Here is a 3506-nt window from a genome sequence, read left to right as displayed (position 1 = left end):
CGCCGCTGGGCGGAGCAGGCCGCTGAGGTGGGCGCGCACGGGGTGCTCGCGCGGCCACCCGACGGGCCCGCCGCCCGCCCCGCCGACGTGGTCGCCCACTACCGGGAGGTGGCGGCGGTCGGCCTGCCGGTGGTCGCCCACAACGAGCCGCACGAGACCCGGCTGGACCTCACGCCGGACCTGCTGGCGACCATCGCCGAGATCGACGGGATCGTCGCGGTCAAGGAGGTCACCGGCGACGTACGCCGGCTGCATCGCCTGCGGGACCTCTGCCCGCACGTCGACGTGCTGGTCGGCGCCGACGACGTGGTGCTCGAACTGGTGCTCTGCGGCGCCGCCGGATGGGTCGCCACCCTGCCGAACGCGCTGCCCCGCCAGGCCGTGCACCTGTACGAGCTGTGCGCCGCCCGCGACCTGGACCGGGCGCTGCCGCTCTACGCCGAGCTGCACCCGATCCTCGGCTGGGCCTCCCGGCCCGAGTCCGTGCAGGCGGTCAAGCTCGCCATGGAGTGCGCCGGTCGGTTCGGCGGCCGGTGCCGCCCACCGCGCGGACCCCTGTCCGGTCCCGCCGTCGACCGGGTGCGCCGGGACGTGCTGCGGGCCCTCGCGGCGCCCGCCGATCCGGCGTCCGGGGCCCGCCCGGGCTGATCCGCCGGCCGCACCGGTCCGTCAGGTGTCGGAAGTCGCCGGCCCACCTGCCGACATCTGCACGGTGACCGGCACCGGCCCGCCCTCCTAGATTCGCTGCGCGGCCTGCCGACAGGTGTTCCGGAAAACCCCCACCGGGGCGCCAGCGCCGCGTTTTCCTCCGACGAGAGGTGGTTCCGTGCACCGTACCCCCAACCGAACCCGGCTGAGGCGGCCGTGCTGGCCGCAGCCGTGGTGACCACGCTCGTGGCGACCGGGGCGGCGCCGGCCGCCGCGGCCCCGGCCAACCCGGCCGGCGGCGAAGCGCCGTTCCAGGTCCTCGACCCGCAGGCCTGGCAGAACCCGGACACGATGACCTGGAACGACTACAAGGCCGTGCCCGGCAAGAACTGGGCCGACCCGAGCGTGTCGGGCTCGGTCCGCAACTTCAAGATCGCCCTGGTGGCGCTCGACTATCCGGACGAGACGTTCGCGGTTTCCCAGCGGGCCCGGTCGACGGTCTTCGGCAACCCCCAGTCCGTGGCGACCAACATCCCCCGGGCCGACGTGCCGAAGTTCTACCAGGACTTCCTGAACACGCCGAACACCCTGAACAAGGGCCACACCCTGCACGAGTACTGGATGCAGGACTCCAACGGCCGCTACGGCGTCGACCTCGCCGGGTTCGGGCCGTACCAGATGCCGGCCAAGTCCTACCAGTACGGGCTCGACAACGGGTTCAACCCGGGCGCCTGCCCGAGCGGGGACGTGTGCGGCAAGAACATCCGCACCGACGGCCTGGGCGCCTGGCGGGCTGCCGTCGGCGACGAGGTCGCCAACCAGTACGAGCTGGTGTTCATCCTCAGCGCCGGCCAGGACGAGTCGTCGACCTGGCAGGAGTTCGGGCAGATGATCTTCCAGAACAAGGAGGACGTGCCGGACGCCTGGGGTCCGCCGGACCCCAACCTGCCGAACTGGGCGAAGACCCGCTACGTGGACTGGACCTCGTGGAAGGCGGCGGCGACACTGTGGCCGAACGCCGGCGGCGGCTCCTCGACGCAGGGGGAGAGCTCCGGCATGGGCGTCTACGCCCACGAGTTGACCCATCTGCTGGGCATCGGCGACAACTACAACAACCCGTACGGCGAGCCGCTGCGCAGGGCGTACACCGGAATCTGGAGCATGATGTCGCGCGGGTCGTTCAACGGCCCGGGCGGACCGCACACCCGCTGGCAGATCCCGCCGACCAACGGCGGCTCGATGGGCTCGCTGCACACCGTGCGGGACAAACTCAAGATCGGCCTGCTCGGCGAGGAGCACGTGCTGCGGCTGTCACGGGAGGCGTTGGCCTCTTCGGGAATGGTGGTCGCGCAGGTCACGGCCCGGGCGGTGGACGCCGGCCCGAAGGGTCTGAGCGGCGTGAACATCGCGCTGAACAAGGACCTGTCGCCGACGTGTGCGGTCAGCACCGACCCGCTGTGCGACGGTGGCAGCTTCAACAACTACACGGTCGAGGTCGTCGACCGGATGGGCGCGGACTCGTTCACCCCGGACAGCGGTGTGCTGCTGAGCAAGACGAAGAACGCCGACAGCGCGCCGTTCCAGTGGGTGGTGGACGCCAACCCGCAGGACATCGACATGATCGACTTCTACCGGCCGGACGGCACCCCACAGAAGATCACCATGGGCGACTACCGGCAGCTCTCCGACGCGCTGTTCCACGCCGGCGCGGACACCGGCAGCCAGTACGAGTACGTCGACGAGGCCAACCGGCTGCACTTCTACATCATCGACCTGAAGCGGGACTCGGCCGGCTCGCTCTCCTACACGGTGGCGGTGCGCTCACTGGACGGCACCGGCGGGCCGAGCAGTCACGGCGTGACGCTGGGCAAGGGCGAGGTGACCGGCGGCGGCAAGCCGACCAACCGCGGGGTGACCTGCTCGTTCGACCTGACCAACACCGGTTCGTACTCGGCCGGCGGGCAGCAGCACCCGGAGAACGTCAGCGCGTACCTGAAGTCGGATGTCTACCGCCTGTCGGCGGAGGTGGCCGGCAAGGGCTGGCGGACCTGGCTGCCCAACCAGCTCGCCACCGCGCAGTTCGGCAAGGCCACCACGGTCAGGGTGTCGGTGGGTGCCACCGCCGCCGCCGCGGACACCGGTTTCGTGAAGCTCACCGCTACCTCGGAGAGCGACCCGACGAAGACGGTGACCAAGCAGTGCCGGGTCGAGAAGTCCTGACCAGCGCCCGAGACTGACCCCGTTCCTGCCGGGTCCGTGGCAGACCGCCGCGGACCCGGCAGGCCGGCGAGAGGAGGATGACGTGCGGCGAGGCATCATGGCGCTGCTGCCCCTGCTGCTGGCCGGCGCGACCGGCTGCGGCACCGGCGGCGCCGCCCAGGAAACGATCTCCCCGACCACCGTGCGGGTCCTGGTGCGCGACATCAACATCCGGGCCGCCGGCGTGGACTGCGCCGGCACCGGTCCCTACCAGCACTTCCACAACCGGGCGCCGTTCCGGGTGCTGGACCCTGACGGGGCGGCGCTGGCCAGCGGGCAGCTGTCGGCCGGGACCGCGGTGGCCGCCTTCGTCGAGGACCTGGGGGTCGAGCGCCTGCCCACCTACTGCGAGTTCGCCGTTCCGGTGCGGGTGCCGCAGCGGGACTCCTACCGGCTGGAGGTGGACGGCCGGCCGGCGCTCGACCTGACGCCGGACAGCAGCGAGGGCCCGGCGCTGGTGGCGGTGGTTCCGTCATGAGGCGGGCCCTCCTTCCACTGGTGCTGGCGGCGGCGCTGCTGGGCGGATGCGGCACGCCCAAACCCGCGCCCACACCGGCGCCCGCCGGAGGGGCGGCGGCGCTGCCCGGGCCGGTCCCCGC

At 72.2% G+C, this 3506-nt stretch carries 3 protein-coding genes; all 3 read left to right on the top strand.

All coding sequences use genetic code 11. The annotated features are described in order from the left end of the window. Positions 1–648, top strand: a 648-nt coding sequence (locus JM949_RS34655) for a dihydrodipicolinate synthase family protein (protein ID WP_203152264.1), incomplete at its 5' end; no start/stop codon positions are given. Between the two features lie 216 nt (positions 649–864). After that, positions 865–2868, top strand: a complete 2004-nt coding sequence (locus JM949_RS34650) for a M6 family metalloprotease domain-containing protein (RefSeq protein ID WP_309232451.1) — start codon at positions 865–867, stop codon at positions 2866–2868. An 82-nt stretch (positions 2869–2950) separates the two neighbouring features. Then, complete coding sequence (locus JM949_RS34645) at positions 2951–3385, top strand: hypothetical protein (RefSeq protein WP_203152262.1); 435 nt, start codon at positions 2951–2953, stop codon at positions 3383–3385. Positions 3386–3506: the final 121 nt, after the last annotated feature.

Origin of the sequence: Micromonospora tarensis (assembly GCF_016803395.1) — a bacterium.
GTDB classification, from domain to species: domain Bacteria; phylum Actinomycetota; class Actinomycetes; order Mycobacteriales; family Micromonosporaceae; genus Micromonospora; species Micromonospora tarensis.
Note: the sequence above shows the minus strand (reverse complement) of the source record. Positions and strands in the feature narration are given on the sequence as shown.